Annotated in this window: 12 protein-coding genes and 4 pseudogenes; all 16 read left to right on the forward strand. The window is 32.8% G+C overall.

The window, feature by feature from the left end; genetic code table 11:
- Positions 1-18 precede the first annotated feature (18 nt).
- Positions 19-882: an RNase adapter RapZ gene (gene rapZ / locus O0R46_RS02550; RefSeq protein ID WP_269312025.1), complete on the forward strand. Its 864-nt coding sequence runs from the start codon at positions 19-21 to the stop codon at positions 880-882.
- 10 nt (positions 883-892) lie between these two features.
- Positions 893-2029, forward strand: coding sequence for a gluconeogenesis factor YvcK family protein (locus tag O0R46_RS02555; RefSeq protein WP_269312026.1), 1137 nt, complete (start codon positions 893-895; stop codon positions 2027-2029).
- 31 nt (positions 2030-2060) lie between these two features.
- Complete coding sequence (locus O0R46_RS02560) at positions 2061-2486, forward strand: NUDIX hydrolase (RefSeq protein WP_269312027.1); 426 nt, start codon at positions 2061-2063, stop codon at positions 2484-2486.
- Positions 2487-3452 carry a DNA-binding protein WhiA gene (whiA, locus tag O0R46_RS02565; RefSeq protein WP_269312028.1) on the forward strand — a complete coding sequence of 322 codons (966 nt, stop codon included), beginning with the start codon at positions 2487-2489 and terminating at the stop codon, positions 3450-3452. It abuts the gene before it with no gap.
- 45 nt (positions 3453-3497) lie between these two features.
- Positions 3498-7088: a DNA polymerase III subunit alpha gene (locus tag O0R46_RS02570; protein ID WP_269312029.1), complete on the forward strand. Its 3591-nt coding sequence runs from the start codon at positions 3498-3500 to the stop codon at positions 7086-7088.
- A gap of 31 nt (positions 7089-7119) precedes the next feature.
- Positions 7120-8745, forward strand: a complete 1626-nt coding sequence (locus tag O0R46_RS02575; protein WP_269312030.1) for a LysO family transporter — start codon at positions 7120-7122, stop codon at positions 8743-8745.
- 215 nt (positions 8746-8960) lie between these two features.
- A complete protein-coding gene (gene pfkA / locus O0R46_RS02580; RefSeq protein ID WP_269312031.1) occupies positions 8961-9932 on the forward strand; it encodes a 6-phosphofructokinase in 972 nt (323 codons plus the stop codon).
- A gap of 112 nt (positions 9933-10044) precedes the next feature.
- Entirely contained in the window at positions 10045-11793 is a 1749-nt protein-coding gene (gene pyk, locus O0R46_RS02585) for a pyruvate kinase (protein WP_269312032.1), read from the forward strand.
- Positions 11794-11878: 85 nt separating this feature from the next.
- Positions 11879-13513, forward strand: a complete 1635-nt coding sequence (gene rlmD, locus O0R46_RS02590) for a 23S rRNA (uracil(1939)-C(5))-methyltransferase RlmD (protein WP_269312033.1) — start codon at positions 11879-11881, stop codon at positions 13511-13513.
- 18 nt (positions 13514-13531) lie between these two features.
- Positions 13532-13813 carry a CD1845 family protein gene (locus O0R46_RS02595; RefSeq protein WP_269312034.1) on the forward strand — a complete coding sequence of 94 codons (282 nt, stop codon included), beginning with the start codon at positions 13532-13534 and terminating at the stop codon, positions 13811-13813.
- A gap of 36 nt (positions 13814-13849) precedes the next feature.
- Positions 13850-14128: pseudogene (locus tag O0R46_RS02600) on the forward strand (ClbS/DfsB family four-helix bundle protein); the annotation flags it as partial.
- Between the two features lie 8 nt (positions 14129-14136).
- Positions 14137-15018: pseudogene (locus tag O0R46_RS02605) on the forward strand (CHAP domain-containing protein); the annotation flags it as partial.
- Positions 15019-15137: 119 nt separating this feature from the next.
- Positions 15138-15824: pseudogene (locus O0R46_RS02610) on the forward strand (DNA topoisomerase); the annotation flags it as partial.
- A gap of 140 nt (positions 15825-15964) precedes the next feature.
- A complete protein-coding gene (locus O0R46_RS02615) occupies positions 15965-16144 on the forward strand; it encodes an AbrB/MazE/SpoVT family DNA-binding domain-containing protein (protein ID WP_269312035.1) in 180 nt (59 codons plus the stop codon).
- Between the two features lie 19 nt (positions 16145-16163).
- The gene (locus O0R46_RS02620) at positions 16164-17591 is read left to right on the forward strand and encodes an AlbA family DNA-binding domain-containing protein (RefSeq protein WP_269312036.1); all 1428 of its coding nucleotides are present in this window, start codon (positions 16164-16166) and stop codon (positions 17589-17591) included.
- Positions 17592-17760: 169 nt separating this feature from the next.
- Positions 17761-21162, forward strand: a pseudogene (locus O0R46_RS02625) (helicase-related protein); the annotation flags it as partial.
- Between the last annotated feature and the right edge of the window lie 19 nt (positions 21163-21181).

A 21181-nucleotide genomic window follows, 5' to 3' on the forward strand; every position in this document is an offset into this window, starting at 1 on the left:
AAGTTTGGAGGAGTGAAAATGAAATTTGTAATAGTGACTGGCTTATCTGGCTCGGGTAAGAGTGAAGCTATGAAAGCTTTAGAAGATATAGGCTTTTATTGTGTAGACAACCTACCTCCAGCTCTTATAGTTAACTTTGCTGAATTATTTTTCCAAGCAAATTCTAAGATGGATAAGGTTGCTTTAGGTATAGATATTAGAGGTAGAGAATTTTTTGAAACACTAAACTTTGCATTAGAACAATTGTCAGATGCGAATTATAAATATGATATGTTATATTTAGACTGTGATGACAGTGTACTAATAAAAAGATATAAGATGACTAGAAGAAACCATCCATTGGCAGCAAATAGCCAAATTTCAGATGGTATTTTAGAAGAAAGAAAGATAATGGAACCTTTAAAAAAGTATTCCAAGATGATTATAGATACAACTAACATGAAGCCAAAGGATTTAAAAGCAGAAATAGCTACTATGTATGATGATGGAGACGGATTTGAAAGTCCTAATATAACAATATCGGTATTATCTTTTGGTTTTAAATATGGTATACCAGAGGATGCAGATATTGTTATTGATGTTAGATTTTTACCGAACCCATATTATAATGTGGATTTAAGACCCAAGACAGGGGATAGTCTAGATGTTCAAGAATATGTAATGAACTCAGACATAAGTCATATTTTTTTAGAGAAATTGTTTGATATGATGGATTTCTTATTACCTCAATATGTTAATGAAGGTAAACAACATCTTGTAATAGCTATTGGATGTACAGGAGGAAGACATAGGTCAGTAACTATAACTAATAAATTATTTGATCATATAGATAATTTAGGATACAGGGCAGTAAAGAAACATAGAGATTCAAAGCTGGATTAGGAGAATATATATGAGGACATTGACTAATGTAGAAATGATGTTATTTGTTCTATCTTTTTTTTCAATCTTGGCTTTTTTGATATCGCTATATATTTTATATAGGTTCTCTAATTTATATAGAAAAGCCATTGAAGTAAATGAACAAACAATACAGAATTTCGAAAATAAGAAAAAAGATTATAAAGTAGTTGTAGTTGGCGGTGGTACTGGTCAGTCAGTTTTTCTTAGAGGTATTAAGCACAAGACTAAAGAAATAACAGCAGTGGTCACAGTTGCAGATGATGGGGGAAGTTCTGGTGCTCTTAGAGATGATTTAGGAATGTTACCTCCAGGAGATATTAGAAACTGTGTACTTGCACTTGCTAATATAGAGCCTACTATGAATGAAGTAATGCAATATAGATTTACTGATGGAGCATTAAAGGGGCAAAATTTTGGAAACCTATTTATTGCTGCTATGACAGGTATTTATGGGAATTTTGAAAATGCTGTTTATAAGATGAGTCAAGTTTTCGCAATTACTGGTAAAGTTTTGCCTGTAACTTTAGATGATATCAACCTTATAGCTGAATTAGAAAATGGTAATACAATCATAGGGGAATCTATAATACCACATGAAGCCAGAAGACAAAATACTAAAATTAAATCAATTAAGCTTGATAAAATTGATGTTAGACCTTTGCCTGAAGTAATAGATTCAATTAAAAATGCGGATATAATAGTAATTGGACCGGGTAGTATATATACAAGTATCCTTCCCAATTTATTAGTTGATGGAGTTGTTGACGCCCTATCTACTGCTAGTGCACCAGTAGTTTACATGTGTAATATTATGACACAGCCTGGAGAAAGTGATGGTATGAACGTACTTGATCATATAAAATGTCTGATTGATCATACGGGTATGCAATTTATTGACTATGTAATAGTAAATAATGAAAATCTTCCACAGGTAATATTGGATAGATATTTCAAAGATGGTGCAGAGTTAATAATATTAGATCAAAGACAGAGAGAAGAGCTTCATAATCTTGGTATAAGAGTTGTGGAGAAGAGACTTATTGAAATTAAAAATGGATATATAAGGCATGACTCAGATCTTTTATCAGATACTGTAGTCGAAATAGTTAGCAATATAAAGCAGTAGAGTATTTAGGTGATTTTTAAGGAGTGATAGTATGAGAGAAGAGATAAGCGCAGGAGGAGTTGTGGTATTTGGAAACGCAATCTTGCTTTTAAAAAAATATAATGGTGATTGGGTTTTACCGAAGGGAAAAGTTGAAGCTGGCGAAACTCATGAAATAGCTGCCTTACGCGAAGTCAAAGAAGAAGGTGGAGTAAAGGCTTCAATAAATAAATATTTAGGAGAAATACACTATACTTACAAGGAGAATTGGAACGAAAATAAGTGTGTTCATAAAATGGTATATTGGTATTTAATGGACACAAAAAGTATGGAAACGACTCCTCAAAGAGAAGAAGGTTTTGTAGAGGCAAAATTTGTTCATATAGGAAGAGTATTAGATATGGCTCGCTATGATGATGAAAAGGAAATAATAAAAGTAGCTTTAGAAGAAATAAAAAAAAGAAGAGGCAAAAATTAAATGTCATTTTCGACTGAAGCAAAGAATGAAATGGCAAGACATGAATCTTCAAATCATAGAGAGAATATTGCAGAATTATCAGCAATTGTAAGATTGTCTGGTAGTATAAACCTAAGTGGTAAAATGGAAATAGGCCTAAAAATTTCTACAGAACTAAACTCTATTGCGAGAAAAGTTTTTAAAATATTAAAAAATGACTTCAATATAAATACAACTATCACCGTAAATAAAAATCAAATGTTAAAGAAAAATAATTCTTATATACTGACAGTAAGTGCACAAATGGGAGCAGCAAAACTTTTAGTTGATTTAGGAATTATAGAAAATGAAAGAAGTTTTTTTACTAGAAATGATATTGCTATGAAAATAGTAAATGAACCTGGGGAAGCTAATGCATACTTAAGAGGAGCTTTTTTGGGTGGAGGTTCAATTAATGATCCAGAAAAAAATTATCATATGGAATTTGTTGCAAATAATGAAGACTATGCTAACGAGCTTTCACAACTAATAAATTCTATAGGATTTAAAAGTAAAATAGTTGCTAGAAAAAGTAATTTTGTAGTATATTTAAAAGAGAGCGAACAAATATCCGATCTTTTGGCTATAATGGGTGCAACAAATGCTATGCTGAAGTTGCAAAACACTAAAATAACAAAAGATATGAGAAATAAAGTGAACAGAATTGTAAATTGTGAGACTGCAAATCTTTCTAAAACAGTTGATGCAGCTGTTAGACAGGTTGAAAGTATATTGATTGTTCAAAATACAATAGGTATTAGCAAACTTCCAAAAAATTTACAAGAACTAGCCCTTTTGAGATTGGAAAATGAAGATATGAGCCTAAAAGAGTTGGGTGAAATGCTTCATCCTCCACTAGGTAAATCGGGTGTAAATCACAGATTTAAGAAAATAGAGGAGATAGCTGAAAAATATAGAGATAGGATATCCCCAGAAGATTTATTTTAGGCTGATGCTTTGCATCAGCTATTTTTGAAGGAGGTTAGTATAGATATGTCTGAAAATATTATAGAAGATAAAGAAAAAAAATCTATCAATACAGATTTCTGCCATCTCCATGTTCATACAGAGTATAGCCTATTGGATGGATTTTCTAGGTTGGATAAATTAATACCTAGAATAAAGGAATTGGGAATGACTTCATGCGCTATTACTGATCATGGATCCATGTTTGGTATAATTGACTTTTACAAAAAGTGCAAAAAAGCTGATATAAAACCTATAATAGGCTGTGAGGTTTATGTTGCTAGTCGAGGAATGGAAGATAAAGACCCTAATATTGATAAGTACTCATCACATCTTATTTTACTCGCAGAAAATATGGAAGGATACAAAAATTTGATAAAGATTGTATCGGATTCATATGTAGACGGTTTTTATTACAAACCTAGAACAGATAAAAAATTGCTTAAAAAATACTCAAAGGGAATAATATGTTTATCTGCATGTTTAAATGGTGAAGTAGCAAAGGCATTACTGGCTAGGAATTATGATTTAGCAAAAAATGTAGCTGCAGAATATAGAGATATTTTTGGTAAAAATAATTTCTTTTTGGAAGTTCAAGATCATAAATTAGCAGAAGATAAGGAAGTAAATGCGGGAATATTGAAGATTTCAAAAGAGTTATCAATACCTATGGTGGCAACTAATGATGCTCATTATGTATACAAAGAAGATTCAAAGACACAGGATGTTTTAATGTGTATTTCAACTCAAAGGATAATGGACGATCCTTCTAGAATGAAATTTCCAAATGATGAATTTTATATTAAATCTAGAGAAGAGATGGAATCCTTATTTAAATTTGCTCCTGAGGCAATAGACAATACCTTAAAAATTTCGCAAAGGTGTAATGTAGAGTTTGATTTTAATAATTATCATATACCTACCTTTGATGTTCCTGGAGGTCATACAGAAGAATCATATCTTAGAGAGTTATGTAACAAAGGTCTATATGACAGATACGCAAATCCTAGCCAAGAAATACTTGATAGGCTGGAATTTGAAATATCTGTGATAGCTAATATGGGTTATATAGAATATTTTCTTATAGTGTGGGACTTTATAAGGTATGCTAAAAACAACAGAATAATGGTAGGACCTGGTAGAGGGTCAGCAGCTGGTTCTATAGTGGCTTATACACTATATATTACAGATATAGATCCTATTAAATATAATCTACTATTCGAGAGATTTCTAAATCCTGAGAGAGTAACAATGCCTGATATAGATATAGATTTTTGCTACGAAAGGCGTGAAGAAGTAATAGAATATGTCAAAAGAAAATATGGAGCAGACCATGTTGCTCAAATTATCACATTCGGTACAATGGGTGCAAAACTTGCTATTAGAGACGTTGGTAGAGTATTGGATGTAGCTTATAACAAAGTGGATTCAATAGCAAAAGAAATACCATTTGCTCTTGGAATGACTATAGATAAAGCTTTTGATGTAAATCCTAATTTAGGTCAAATGTATGAAAATGACCAAGAAACAAAGGAGATAATAGATATTTCAAAAGATGTAGAGGGTATGGTAAGACACGCATCTACTCATGCTGCAGGAGTTGTAATATCCAAAAATCCAGTATATGACTATGTGCCACTTTATAGAAATCAAGACTCTATAACTACTCAGTTTACAATGACTACATTAGAGGAGTTAGGATTATTAAAAATGGACTTTTTGGGTCTTAGGACATTAACGGTAATACGTGATGCGCTGGACTTAATTGAACTAAATCGAGAAAAGAAAAATTATACAGAACATATAGATTTTTCAAAAATGGAATATAATGATCCAAAAGTGTATGAGATGCTAGCTTCAGGAAATACTTTAGGTGTGTTTCAGCTTGAAAGTGCTGGAATGAGAAACTTTATGAAACAATTAAAACCTAGTAGCTTTGAAGATATAGTAGCCGGAATATCACTATTTAGACCAGGCCCAATGGATTCAATTCCAACTTATATTAAATGTAAATCAGATCCTCAAGAAGTTACGTATTTACATGAAAAGCTTAGACCTATACTTGATGTTACATATGGTTGTCTAGTATACCAAGAACAGGTAATGCAGGTAGTTAGGGAATTAGGTGGATACAGCTTTGGACGTAGTGACCTTGTTAGAAGAGCCATGAGTAAGAAAAAGATGGATGTAATGGAAGAAGAAAGACAGTACTTTATTCATGGAAAATATGATGAAGAAGGTAATATAGAAATAGCAGGGTGTATAAGAAATGGCGTACCTGAAGACGTAGCAAATCAGATATTTGATGAAATGATTGATTTTGCAAAGTATGCCTTTAATAAATCTCATGCAGCTGCATATGGTGTACTTGCCTATGAAACAGCATATTTGAAAACTTATTATCCAGTAGAATTTATGGCAGCATTAATGACTTCTATTATGGGCGTGACAGACAAGGTAGTTGAATATATTAGAGAATGTAATAACTTAGGTATAAATGTCCTTCCTCCTGATGTAAATAAATCATTCGCAAAATTTTCTGTAGATGGAAATGATATTAGATTCGGACTTGCTGCTGTAAAGAATGTAGGTGCCAGTGTAATAGATGATATTGTAAAAGAAAGAGAAGAAAATGGTGAGTTTACAGAATTTATAGATATGATAAAGAGGCTTGATGGAAAGGCTACCAACAAAAGAGTAATTGAGAGTCTGATAAAATGTGGAGCTTTTGATTTATTAGGATATAATAGGTCTACTTTGATGTTTGGGTTTGAAGATGTATTGGAAAGCGTATCTAAAGATAAGAAGAAAAACATTGATGGACAGATATCTTTATTTGATTTTAATTCAGATATTGAAGAAGAAGTGGTACTTGAGACAGCAAAGTTAAAGCCTGTGGACGAATTCAAGCATAGAGTTCTTTTAGATATGGAAAAAGAAGTTATGGGAATTTATGTTTCGGGTCATCCCCTTTCAGATTATGAAGATACTATAGAAAAAAGAACTTCAATAGATAATGGTAAGCTTAATGAATATAGAGAAGATCCACAAAGACTGCAAGAGTTAAATGATAAAGAACATATTATTGGAGGAATGATTGTAGCAAAAAGAATGATGACTACAAAAAATGGAGATTTAATGGCCTTTCTGACTCTTGAAGATATGTTTGGGACATTGGATGTAGTAGTATTTCCAAATACTTACAAAGAATACCAATTATTTTTAAAAGAGGATTCAATAGTATTTGTAAAGGGAAAGATAAGTATCAGAGGAGATGAAGATGTAAGCATAATTGCCAGTGAAATTAAAGATATAGAAGATGAAAGTGAATTTAATTCAAATTATAATAAGAAAAAATCTTATAAAACCATGACAGGAACTGGCAAAAAAATATTTATTAGGATAGACTCTATGAAAAATCAAGAATTGATAGATGTCATAACTAATATATGTAGAAAACATCAAGGGTCAGATATATTGAATATGTTTCCAATTGATGAAAATAAAAATGGAAATAAAAAAGTATATCAGCTATCAAACCTAGGTATAATTGCTGATGATAGATTAAAGGATGAATTATGTAAAATAATTAATCCAGAAAATGTAGTTTTAAAATAACGAATAAGTAATAATTAAGGAGCTTATTAAAATGTTAAACAAGTTCAAAAATCAAAATAACAAAGAAATAAAAATAGGAAAAGCAAAATCTATAATGGATAGATTAAAATTTGATAAAAATGTAAAAATTTCATGGATTCCACTTATAATAGTAATAATATTAGCATTGTTTATTGCTTATTATATAGCATTGCCAGCTATGACATTCAACTCTTTTAAGTTCTGTTTATACTTGGCTATTACTATATTTTTTGTGAGTTTTATCATAGCTTCCAAAAAAGGAAATTGGAAAATAATCAAATTACCTATTTTTCTAATTATGCTTACACTATTAGCTTTAGCTTTTAGTTCACCTATATTTCACGCTAAAAGATATTCAAATATGATTAAAATAGACAAAAAGTCTTTTGCTGATGACTTTAAGCTGGATTCAACAACAGATATACCCTTATTGGACAAGACTAGTGCTGAAAGAGTGGGAGATAAAAAACTAGGTGAATTGACAAATTTGGTGTCTCAGTACGAAATTGAAGACGATTACACTCAAATAAATATAAAAAATATACCTTATAGAGTATCTCAATTGAAATATGCAGGTTTTATTAAATGGCTTACAAATCATGGTGACGGAATTAGCTACTATGTAAAAATCAATATGACAAATGGAAAAGCTGAACTAATAAAATTAGATAAACCAATAAAGTACAGTAATGCAGATATGTTTAATAGAAATATTACAAGACATGTACGATTCCAATATCCAACTAAGATATTAGATAAATCGCATTTGGAGATTGATGATGAGGATAAACCATATTATATTACTCCTATAATAAAAAATAGAATAATATTTAGCGGTCAAGATGTTGATGGAATAGTTATAACAGATGCAAATTCTGGACATAGTAAAATGTATGAATTAAAAGAGATTCCTAAATGGGTAGACAGAGTTTATTCAGCTGAAATGATTACTGAGCAACTAGTAAATTATGGTAAATTTAAATCTGGATTTTTAAATTCTATATTTACAAAAAGAGGTGTGACAACTCCAACGGATGGATATAACTATTTGGCTATAAATGATGATGTATATTATTATACAGGTACAACATCCGTAAATAAAGATTCATCAAGTTTGGGCTTTAATCTAGTAAATCTGAGAACAAAAAGTGCAGTATTTTATAGTATACCAGTGGCAAATGAAAGTTCTGCTATGGAAAGTGCAAAAGGTAGCATACAAGAAAAAAATTATTCACCTACTTTTCCGTTGCTTTTAAAGATAAATAAAAAACCATATTATATTTTATCTTTGAAAGATGATGCAGGTCTAATAAAGGCTTATAGCTTAGTAGATGCACAAGATTATCAAAATGTATATACAGAAAAAAGCTTATCTACATTATTTGAATCATTTGCGAAATCAAATGAATTAATTGAAACAAATGATCCAAATCTAAAACCAACCGTAATTCAGGGGAAGGTTGAAGATATAAGAGATGTGGTAAAAAATGGAAATACTGTATATTATACAAAAGTAAATGGAAAAATATATAAATTAGAAATCTCTTTAGGAGATGAGCTTCCATTTATAAAATCTGGAGATAATATAGAATTAAAAGTCAACAAGGATAAGGTTAAAGAAATTAAATTAAAATAATGATAAAATATACCATGAACTAGGTTTAAAATGGCTTAGTTTATGGTATTTTTATTTATAGATTAATTGATATTTGATTTCCCTTATGATATAATTTAAGAACAATATAAGGATAAGAAGTATATTTTTTTACCCTTGACGGGATGAAAAAAAACATGAGGGACAAGAAGTGACCATTAATATAAATATTAAAACTACTTATAATGGAGGTATATATGAAAAGTATAGGAGTACTAACAAGTGGTGGTGATGCACCAGGTATGAATGCCGCAATCAGAGCAGTTGTGAGAACAGGGATTTTTTATGGTTACAAAATTTATGGAATTGAAAGAGGATATAGAGGCCTATTAGATGAAGAAATAATAGAAATGGATCTTTCGTCAGTTGGAGATATTATACAAAGAGGAGGAACAATATTAAAATCTTCAAGATGTGAAGAATTTAAAACTCCAGAAGGTAGAGAAGCGGCTGTAGAAATACTTGAAAAGTATGGAATAGAAAATCTAGTAGTAATAGGGGGAGATGGATCTTTTAATGGAGCTAACGAACTTAGTAAACTTGGTGTACATACAATAGGAATACCTGGAACAATTGACAATGATTTGGCATATACTGACTATACAATTGGATTTGATACAGCAATGAATACAATAATAGATGCTATATCTAAGATTAGAGATACCTCATCTTCACATGAAAGAGTAAATATAATAGAAGTAATGGGAAGAAATTGCGGAGACTTAGCTTTATATTCAGGATTAGCAGGTGGAGCAGAAACAATAGTAGTACCAGAGATTGAAATTAAAAGTGATGAGATTGTAAAAAGGATAAGAACTACTCAAAAAAGAGGAAAAAAACATAGTATAATAGTACTTGCAGAGGGAGCAGGAAGCTTTGTAAATGGAGCTATTGGTTTAAAAAATGACCTGATGGAAAAGGACGGAGTAGATGTAAGAATTACAGTTCTTGGACATGTTCAAAGAGGAGGGTCTCCATCAGCATTTGATAGAATACTAGCTAGTAAAATGGGAAATAGAGCGGTGGAATTAATAATAGAAGGAAAAACCGCCAAAGTAGTGGGTATAAAGAATAATGAGACTATTGATATGGATATAAGCGAAGCACTTTCTTTAGAAAATAACTTCGACGAGGAATCATATGAAATAGCAAAAGTATTATCTATTTAATTAGAAAAATTGATTTATATAATTTAAATAAATAAGAAATATGAAAATATAAAAAGTGATTATTTTATATATAAAAATGGTAGTGATTTTAAGCAAGAATAGGAGTGATTTTATGCTTAGTAGAAAGAAAACAAAAATAGTATGTACAATGGGGCCAGCCAGCGACTCAGATGAGATATTAACGCAGTTGGTAGAAAATGGATTAAACGTATGCAGATTCAATTTTTCTCATGGTACGCATGATGAACAAAAAGAAAGAATGGATAGAACAAAAAGAGTAAGAGAAAAACTTAATTTACCAATAGCTATCCTATTAGATACAAAGGGACCTGAAATTAGAACTGGAGATTTTAAAGAACCTGTAATTTTAGAAGAAGGTGCTGAATTTATAATAACAATGGAAAATTGCATAGGAGACCAGCACAAGTGTACAGTTTCTTATAAAGAAATGATAGATGATGTAAGAGTCGGAGATACTGTTTTGATAGATGATGGTTTAGTTGCTCTAAAGATAGTAGATATAATTGGAAAAGATATTCATACAAAGGTTGAAAATTCAGGTAAGGTTTCAAGTAAAAAAGGTGTTAATTTACCAGGAGTATCAATTAATTTACCAGCTATCACAGAAAAAGATATAGAAGATATAAAATTCGGTATAGAACAAGGAATAGATTTTATAGCTGCTTCATTTGTTAGAAAAGCATCTGACGTACTTGAAATTAGAAAAATATTAGAAGAAAATGATGCCTGCGATATACATATATATTCAAAGATAGAAAATCAAGAAGGTGTAGATAACATAGATGAAATTTTAAAGGTATCTGATGGTATAATGGTAGCTAGAGGAGATATGGGTGTAGAAATTCCAAGTGAAGAAGTACCCATAGTTCAAAAGATGATTATCAAAAAATGTAATTCACTTGCAAAGCCAGTAATTACAGCTACTCAGATGCTTGATTCTATGATAAGAAATCCAAGACCAACTAGAGCAGAAGTTACAGACGTTGCAAATGCAATATATGATGGTACAGATGCAATAATGTTGTCAGGAGAAACTGCTGCTGGTAAATATCCAGTAGAAGCAGTAAAAACAATGTATAGAATTGCTAGAAGAACAGAAGAAACACTTGATTATAGCCATTCTAAGCATTACAATAGTATTAGATCAGAAGAAATAACTGTAACAGATGCTATCAGTCATGCTACTTGTACAACAGCATTAGATCTTGGTGCGAAAGCAATAATAACTTCTACTACTTCAGGTTATACTACAAGAATGGTATCAAAATTTAGACCTCAAGCACCAATAATAGCTGCAACTAATTCAGAGAAAGTAATGAGAAAATTGGCTATGGTATGGGGTACTTATCCAGTATTTGGAAATCAAGGGGAAAGTACAGATGAAGTGGTAAATGAAGCTATTGAAGCTACTAAGAATGCAGGCTATGCAAACTCTGGAGATATAGTTGTAATAACAGCAGGAGTACCAGTAGGACAGACAGGTAAGACAAATCTAATAAGAGTATCTACAATATCTGAATTTTTAGGTAGAGGTGTAGGTATAGGCACTGGACAAGATACAATCGAAGGTAAAGCCAAAGTTGTAATGCCAGGGCAAACAGTAGATTTTAGAGAAGGAGACATCTTAGTTACAATAGGGACAGATAGAGACATGGTAAAGTATATAGAAAAAGCCAGCGCCGTAGTTGCTGAAACAGGTGGAATGACATCCCATGCAGCTATAGCAGGTATAAATCTTGCTATACCAGTAGTAGTATCAGTAAATGCTGTTACAGAAAAGGTAAAAGATGGAGATGATTTAAGAATAGAATTAACCAGTGGATCTGTCTACAAGATATAATAAATAAATAAATTTTAAGCTATTGCATTCTGATCAAATTCAATGATAGACTGCAATAGTTTTTTATGTAAAGAAAGGTAAAAAGATGTTAGAAAAAGGAAAAAAATATAGATGTAATATAGTAGATATAGGTCAAGGTGGAGTAGGAATAGGTAAGTACGAAGGTTTCACTGTATTTGTAGATGGAGCATTATTAGGTGAGATAGTAGATGTTAAAATTACTAAATCTAAAAAGAAATATGCAGAAGGAGTAATATCTAAAATAATAGATAAATCTCCATTTAGAGTGGATAGAGTCTGTTCTATGAAATATGTTAACTGTGGTGGATGTCAAATACAAGAATTAGACTACAACAAACAATTAGAGATTAAAACTAATTCTGTAAAAGAAGATATTAAAAGAATAGGTGGACTGGAAAATATAGAGATCAAAGATGCTATTGGTATGGAAAATCCATTTAGATACAGAAATAAAGCACAATTTCCTATACAAAAAAATGGAGATAAGTTAAAAATAGGTTTTTACAAGAAAAAGAGCCATGATGTAATAGATATGGAAAAGTGTGTAATACAAGATGAAAAAAACGATAAAATAGTAGAATTACTAAGAGAATTTATAGAAGAAAATAATATATCAATATATGATGAGACTACTGGAAATGGACTATTAAGACATTTGGTGACCAAAATTGCTCACAAGACAGATGATGTAATGGTAGTATTAGTTGCTACAAAAAAGGAAATACCTAACATAGATAAATTTGTTAACAAACTAGTGGAAAATGTGGAAGGATTTAAGACTTTAGTATTAAATGTGAATGATAAAAAGACTAATGTAATATTGGGAAGAGAAAATATAAATATATATGGTGATGGTAGAATTATAGACTATATAGGAGATTTGAAGTTTGAAATATCACCTTTATCATTTTTCCAAGTAAATCCTATACAGACAGAAGTATTATATAATAAAGCCCTAGAATTTGCCGACCTTAAAGAAGGTGATAAGGTTTTTGATATATATTGTGGAATAGGTACTATTTCTCTATTCTTGGCTCAAAAAGCTGAAAAAGTATATGGTGTAGAAATAGTTGAAGATGCTATAAAAGACGCTAGAAAAAATGCAAAGTTGAACGGACTTGATAATACAGAATTCTTTGTAGGAAAGGCAGAAGAAGTGGTGCCAAAGCTGTATGAACAAGGTATAAGAGCCAATGTAGTAGTTGTAGATCCACCAAGAAAAGGCTGCGATGAAAAGGTATTGGATACTATAGTTCAAATGAATCCAGATAGAGTGGTGTATGTAAGCTGTAATCCAAGTACTTTGGCTAGAGATTTGAAGTATATGAATGAGAGAGGATATAAGGTGGAAGTAGTGCAACCTGTAGATATGTTTCCTCATAGTGTGCATATTGAGACAGTAGCATTATTGTCCAAACTCGATGTCGATAAGCATATAGATGTTGAAATTAAGCTGGATGAGCTTGATTTGACAAGTGCTGAAAGTAAAGCAACCTATGCACAAATCAAAGAGTATATATTGGAAAAATTTAATTTAAAGGTTTCGACACTTTATATTGCACAGATTAAAAAGAAGTGTGGAATTGTACTGAGGGAGCATTATAATAAATCAAAAAAAGAGAAACAGGTTATTCCACAATGCACACCGGAAAAAGAGGAAGCTATTATGGATGCTTTAAGGCATTTTAAAATGATTTAGTAGAAATGGAGGGTATTTATGAGATGGATATTAAAAATAATTTTGTTTCCAATTAGCTTGGTGTTAAGTATCCTCACTGCATTTCTAACATTCCTGGTCGGCATAGGAACAACTATTCTTTATCTTTTGATGCTGATGTGTATAGTTGCTGCGATAGGCTCATTTGTACAAAAAGATGTATCACTTGGTATAGAAGCTTTGGTATTAAGTTTTTTATTAAGCCCATACGGAATACCGATGGTTGGAGCAGCAGTTATAGCGTTCTTAGAAGGTATAAATAGAAAAATAAGGTCAGTTTAAATCAAAGGATTCATAAATCAGAAAGAAGGTGATTTTTTGCGAACATACAAAAATAAAGAAGAACTAAAAGCTGAGATAGAGAAAACATTTGAGAAATATATTTCAGAATTTGATGATATTCCAGAAAATTTAAAAGATAAGAGAGCTGATGAAGTTGATAGAACTCCAGCAGAAAACCTTGCTTATCAGGTTGGCTGGACCAACTTGGTTCTTAAATGGGAAGAAGATGAAAGAAAGGGGCTTCAAGTAAAAACACCATCGGATAGATTTAAATGGAATCAACTTGGTGAATTATATCAGTGGTTCACGGATACCTAGAGCCTGAAGAAAGTAAGTTAAAGCATAACGATCATTACAGAGGGAAAATTGTTCATGATAAAGACAGATTTCAAGATAAGGTTCATGAGAAAACAAGCAAAATGACCTCTGACAGTGATCCGATTGGAGGGACTTCCAAAAGAAATGTAAGGTATAGAAGTTCTGAAACAGGAAGTGTAAGTCAGGATGAAATTGGAAAAGTTGATTATGGTACTGAGATTAAGGATGGAAAAATCTATGATCCTTTAGGAAAAGACCTTGATAATGACGGGATTATAGACAGATACGACAATGATTTTAGGGACAGCGACTACTTTGAATCGACCTACGATGTAGATGACAATTTACCTCAGAAAGAAAAACCATTAGAAAACTCCTCTAAAAATCATAAGGCTCAAAAGAGTAAGTATAAAAGGAAAAACTATTCCGAAAGCCTTTATACAAGGAAAAAGGACGATGTACCAAAAGAAAATAGTGCTGAAGGGGAAAAGTCGGGAAAAGATGGTGTAAGCGAAAAAGAACATGGCAGTCTTTCAAAAGACCAAAAGAAAAAGCTAAAAAAAGATATGGTAAAGGTATCTGCCCTTTCAGGACTTGCCAAAGGAAGTGAAACCGTAAGAGATTACTTATCTCATGGAAGTGATGAAAATCAGGGCGTAGAGGCAGGCGAAAAAACAGCAGATACAAGCTCAAGACTCATTCATGGCATAAAGAATTACTCGAATAGGAAAAAAACAAAGAAAGGCTATGACCTTACAAATAAGGACTATAAAATCAGAAAGCGTAAATCTAAGTTAGAGTTTCGTGATGCCAAAGAGGAGCATAAAAAGACAGATGAGTATAAAAGAGCAAATGCCTATAAAAGATTTCAAAAGAAAAATCAGGTAACGGATACAAGGTAAGCTGGTGTGTTGGACACTTAATTCAGATGGCAAATCCTGATGCTTATGATGAAAAATATGCAAAATGGAATATGGCTGATTTACCGATTATTCCAAGCGAATATAAGAATGACTTTGACACAGGGCGTATCAAGACAGTGTTTAACTCAAAAAAGGTTACGGATCATCATGCGATTATTCCGACAATCAGTTCATTAAATGAAGATGTTTCTAAACTTCCTTTAAGCGAAGCAAAAGTCTACTTCCTTTTATCTGATAAATTTCATGCAAGTGTGGGCTATCCGCTAATCGAGAATACAACGAAGATTGTAGCTGAATTTGACGGCTTTCAATTTACGAGTACAGGAAAGGTTATTAAGGACGAGGGCTTTACAAAGTATTTGAAAGAATACAGGGCGAAAAAAGATGAGGATATGGATCTTCCTGATGTAAGCATTGGCGATGTCTTAAGAATTGAAAATAAAGAGATTAAAGAAAAATTTACTAAGCCTCCGAAACACTTTACTGAAGATACTCTCTTAAAGTCTATGGAGATTGCAGGAAGTGACGCCTTAGAAAAAGGTGTAGAAGTTGAAAGAAAAGGACTTGGAACACCTGCTACAAGGGCAGGGATTATTGAAAACCTAATCTTTAAGGGATTTGTAGAAAGAGATAAGAAAAATCTTATAGCCACTTATAAAGGAATTAGCCTTGTAACGATTGTAGCGGATAACTTTAAGTCGGCAGAAACGACAGCGAAGTGGGAAATGGAATTATCGGATATTGCTCAGGGAAAATCTTCAAAGGAATAATTTTTGAAAGATATTGAAAATGAGATAAAAGAGGCTGTTCTGACATATAGCAAGTAAGTAGGGACTAATCTCAGAGTAGAAAAAATATCTCAAAAGTGCTATAATCTTTTGTAGGAAAAGTAGGGTGAAAGGAATTAGTCATGAAAGATATATTTATGGATACTGCTAAAGTTATGTCAAAAGGACAGGTTACTATTCCAAAGAGGATTAGAGAACTTTTGAATTTAGAAAATGGGGATTATGTTACTTTTGTAGTTAATAAAGAAAGAGTTGAAATTCAAAATTCCAATGTTTTTATCGAAGAAAACATTAAGAAATAAAGGCGGTGAAATGACGCATATGACGATAGATGAAATAAAGAAGTTAATTCAAGTCGGAGAAAAGATAGATGTCGAATTTAAAGAATCAAAAAATGCTTTAACCAAAGATGTCTTTGATACAGTATGCTCTTTCAATAATAGAAATGGAGGACATATTTTACTTGGAGTAAATGATAAAAGAGAGATTGTTGGCGTTAGTAAAGATAGGGTAGATAAAGTGATTAAGGAATTTACTACGGCAATCAATAATTCGCAAAAAATGTATCCGCCACTTTATTTACTACCAGAAGTCTTTGATGTTGACAATAAAAAAGTAATCTATATAAGAGTGCCAGAAGGTTATCAGGTGTGCAGACACAATGGAAGAATTTGGGACAGATCTTATGAAGGGGACATCAATATCACAGATCATTCTGAACTTGTATATAAGTTATATGCAAGAAAACAAGGAAGCTATTTTGTAAATAAAGTATATCCGAATCTTGATATTGATTTTCTTGATGCTTCTGTCATTGATAAAGCTAAGAAAATGGCTGTTTCCCGAAATAAAAATCATGTTTGGGAAAATATGAGTAATGAGGAGATTCTTAGAAGTGCCAATTTGATACTGACAGATCCGGAAACAAAACGTGAAGGAATCACATTAGCTGCTATTTTGCTATTTGGAAAAGACAACTCTATTATGTCAGTTCTTCCACAACACAAAACAGATGCAATATTCAGGGTTGAAAATAAGGATAGATATGATGATAGAGATGTTGTCATAACAAATCTGATTGACAGCTATGACAGGCTGATAGAATTTGGACAAAAGCATTTGAATGATTTATTTGTCTTGGACGGGATTGTCAATGTCAATGCAAGAGACAGGATACTCAGAGAAATAGTTTCCAATACGCTGGCTCATAGAGATTATTCAAGTGGTTTTTCTGCAAAGATGATTATTGACGATGAGAGGATTACGGTTGAAAACAGCAACTTGGCTCATGGGATGGGAGCTTTGGATTTACAAAAGTTTGAACCTTTTGCTAAAAATCCCTCTATATCTAAAGTTTTTAGAGAAATAGGTCTTGCTGATGAATTAGGCTCAGGAATGAGAAATACTTACAAGTACACACAGCTTTATTCAGGACAAAATCCGTTATTTGAGGAGGGAGATATATTCAGAACTATTATTCCCCTAAAGAAGATAGCGACACAAAAGGTTGGGGGCGACAATGTCGCTCACGATGTCGCTCAGGGTGTCGTTCACGATGTCGCTCACGATAAGATAGCCCTCGCAGAGTTTATTAAAGAAAAAGTGAGAAGCAATGATAGGATTACAAGAAAGGCTATTGCAGATGAAGCTGGAGTTAGCGTAAAGACTATCGAAAGAACTATAAAAGAGATAGATAATCTGAAATATGTAGGTAGTGGTAATAATGGACATTGGGAACTTAATGAGTAAAAGTAAGTTGCAATACACAGAATTTAAAGGTGATTAGAGTAAAATCTAACCGCCTTTTTTGTTTGAAAAAGAAGGAGGTAAAAATGCGAATAAATGATTTTCATAACATTTTGGAGCTAATCAAATTTCTTTAAGCAGGCTTTACGGCGATGAAAAAATAGACAGTCTGATGAATGAGCTTAGAATAGCCGATGAGGATAGAATATCCTTTACTAAGTTTGTAAGGGACTCAGTGAGCTGTGCGGTAGCTTCAAGATTTAAGTTAGATTATCCGATAGATAATGGGCTTCTAAAGGCAAATTTTGCAATACTTGATAGTATTTCCTTTATGAGCTTAGGTGAAATTGTATCGGATATTAGCGGAAAGATTATTGATGCGACCATTCAAAAAAGCAAAGAACTGGAGCTTCAAAAAGAAGTTTTAAGAGGAAAAGAAGCAGGATATAATAAGATTAAAGAAGAATTAGAGGAGGTAGAAGAAAATGTACTTCGACGAGATGATCAGGAAAGAAATGAAAACGAGCGAGTTCTCCGAAATGGAGAGTACCGACGAGATAATACAGAAAATCAGAGAGAATACGCTAAACAGCTTGGAGAAACAGACGGAATTTATGAAGATTTATCCGAATCCGACCTACGCAGTGATGAGGCTGGAGTTTCTTTCAGAGAGCGAAGAGCAGAGCCATTTCGAGATGTTGGTAGACCTATACAAGGAGAAGAAACTGACAGGACACCTGATGGATATTCAGAAACAGGCGATAGAATTTATGAGAACGGAGAAGCCGAAATTGATGGAGGATTGGAAGATAGAGGACGAGAACGATCCGCAGTATGGGGCGATGATTTCAGCTCTGAAGGAAATGACGATCAAGGAAGTAGTGGAAATTTAAAAGATAATACTGAGGTAGAGATAAGAGAAGCTGAAAATGCTTCTTTTTCTTTACCCAAAAATACTTACAGACAGATGAGGCTTACCATTCCATTAACTCAGAAGGATATAGATACCGTCCTTATTAACGGAGGAAATCACGATGGAAGTAGACTTCCTCTTATTGCAGAGTTTTCTAAAGGAAAAAGTAATGGAGAATTGGGAGAATACCTCAAAGATACATTTAGAGGCGGAAACGGATTTTACATTGATGAAAGAGAAGTATCTTCCTGGTATTCGGATAAAGGTATTCATTTAGCTTATGGAACATCAGCAAGAGAAGATAATACGCAAGTTTTAAGCTGGAGTGATGCTGCAAAGAGGATAAATGAGCTTCTTGATAGCGGGGAGTTTGCTACAAATGTAGAGCTTTCTGAAGCCCTTGATTATGAAAGGGATCGTATTTCAGAATCCTTATGGTATTTAACGCATGATTTAAGCGAAGAAGGAAAGGCACAGGGATATTTTGAACTATTGAAAACAAGTGGAGGGGGCTTTCCGGAAGAAACGAAAAGATTGTCTGAAGCATTAAAAAATCCTGAGTATCTAAAGGAAACAATCGAAGAATATGGCAGGTTTTTGGAAGGATATAAAGAAAATAGAGATGTACTAAGATTTCACTATCATAAGGTAGATAGTCTTTATCAGAAGTTGCAAGAACTTGAGTTGCCACGAAAGGAATACAGTACCAATCTAACAGAACTTCCAAAAGTAAAGTCATTTATCACAGAAGATGAAGTCCTTGAAAGTCTTTCAAGAGGAAGCGGAGTAGATAGAGGAAAAGAGCGAATAACAAAGTATTTCAGAGAAAATCATACCTTGCAGGAAAAAGCTGGCTTTCTAAAAGACAAGTATGGAATTGGTGGTAGAAGTCATGTAGTATCGGGGGCAATGGGAAGTGATGAATGGCATGATGCAAAGGGACTTAAATTACAAAAGAAAGATTGCAGTGATGTATTTCTTACTTGGTCAAGTGTGGCAAAGCATATTGATGAGCTGCTTTCTAAAAATCTTTATCTTGAGGAAAAGAAAATAGAAAGTAAGGTAGAGATAGAAGAAGCAAAAGAAACACAATATTATTCTAAAGATGATCCTGAAAACTTAATTACCGATGAAATGCTTGAAAGAGTGCCTGAGCTTTATGCACAGGAAGATGTATCTTTAGCGGATAAAGAGGTTCATGCTGCATATATCATTCCGTTTAGAAGTAATTGGACTTGGTATATGACAGAATACGATAGGGAAAGTGGAGATGCCTTTGGACTTGTACTTGGGATTGAACCTGAATGGGGATATTTTAACCTTGAGGAGCTGAAAGAATTAAATGCCCAAAGGCTTATTTTAGAAGATTTTCCAAAGACCTTTAGAGAACTTAAAGATACAGAGCTTGTAAAACAAATGGATGAACAGGAGCTTCAATCAGTCTTTAATGGAGAGCTTAGCTTTGAAGAAGAAACAGAGATTGAAGTACCTAAAGAAGTAGAAGAAAGAATAGCTGCAACACCTGTTCAAGGTACGTTATTTGATTATTTCAAAGAAAGAGAAGAAGTAGAACTTAATGAAGAAAAGGAAAGCCTTTCATATGAATTTGCAGTTAAAGAAGGTGATACCGTCTATTTTAATCATGAAGAATACAGGGTTAGGGAGATTTCTAAAAACCAAATCACAGGAAGAAATGATTTATGGCTTGATCCGGTAAGAAGAGGAAACTATCAAATCCCGATTATAGACTTTGAAGATAATGAGGACTTATTAAAGCAGATAAGCCTTGAAAGACCCAACTTTATTTTTGGAGATGAGGTTATATACAAGGACAAAAACTATACCATCACAGGCTTTGATGATATGGGAAATAACCTAAAGACAGTAACGGTTAAGGACAATACCGAATATCTTGGCGGTATGATAACAGGCTCCGATGTAATCCCTTATCGTCTTGAAAGCGACCTTGAGAGGGTATTTCAAAATCTAACCTATACGAAACCTGAAAAGACTATTGAGGAAGTAGAAATAAAGAAAGCTGAGGCTCATAACTTCAAAATCACAGAAGAAACGCTCCCGGAAAAGTTATCTCCAAGTGAGAGACTGAATAACAACCTTGAAGCAATTTCCATGCTTAATCGTGTAGAGAGTGGACAAAGAGAGCTTGACAGTACATCTCAGGAGGTTTTAGCAAGGTATGTAGGCTGGGGCGGACTTTCCGAAGTCTTTGATGAAAGCAAGGAAGGTCAGTGGAAAGAAGCAAGGGCTTTTCTAAAGGAGAACTTATCACATGCAGAATACGAAGCTGCAAGAGAATCTACTTTAACGAGCTTTTACACACCGAAAACCGTAATTGACGGAATATATAAGACGCTTTCGGATATGGGATTTAAACAGGGGAATATTTTAGAGCCAAGTATGGGTATCGGAAACTTTATAGGCAATATTCTTGATGAAATGAACAAGTCAAAGTTTTATGGCGTAGAACTTGACTCGGTAAGCGGTCGAATTGGAAAACTACTATACCCTGAAAGTGAAGTGCAGATTAAAGGACTGGAAGAAACTTCCTTTTCCAATAACTTCTTCGATGCAGTTATCGGCAATGTACCCTTTGGAGAATATAAGGTAAATGACAGGGAGTATAACAAAAATAACTTCCTTAATGAACTTGATAAGGAAC

The sequence above is a fragment of the Peptostreptococcus equinus genome (genome assembly GCF_027125355.1).
Taxonomy (GTDB): Bacteria; Bacillota; Clostridia; order Peptostreptococcales; family Peptostreptococcaceae; genus Peptostreptococcus; species Peptostreptococcus equinus.